This is a genomic window from Pelomonas dachongensis, assembly GCF_043555865.1.
Taxonomy (GTDB): Bacteria; Pseudomonadota; Gammaproteobacteria; order Burkholderiales; family Burkholderiaceae_C; genus Pelomonas; species Pelomonas dachongensis.
Genome location: NZ_JBIGHY010000046.1, coordinates 1 through 348, shown reverse-complemented (window position 1 = coordinate 348; position 348 = coordinate 1). Strand labels below are relative to the sequence as shown.

At 62.1% G+C, this 348-nt stretch carries 1 pseudogene; it reads left to right on the top strand.

From position 1 onward, the window contains the following. Nucleotides 1-293, top strand: a pseudogene (locus ACG02S_RS26260) (group II intron reverse transcriptase/maturase); the annotation flags it as partial. Between the last annotated feature and the right edge of the window lie 55 nt (nucleotides 294-348).

The window sequence follows — 348 nt, the reverse complement described above, 5'->3', positions numbered from 1 at the left end:
ATGTCTATGTGGGCAGCACCAAGGCGGGCGAACGGGTTTTGGCGTGGCTCAGGAAGCTATACGGCAAGCTGAAGCGTCAGGTCAATGAAGCCAAGAGTGCCGTGTGCAGCGCCTTCGGGCGCAAGTTCCTGGGCTACGAGCTCTGGGTCTCCAAAGGGCGCGAGGTGAAATGCGCAGTGGCCTCCAAGGCACTGGGTAACTTCAAAGCGCGGATCCGAGAACTCACCAGCCGCTCGGGCGGACGCAGCATGGAGCAAGTGGTGCAGAGGCTGCGGCCCTACCTGCTGGGCTGAAAGGCGTACTTCGGCATGGCGCAAACGCCAAACGTCTGGCGCACGCTGGACGAGT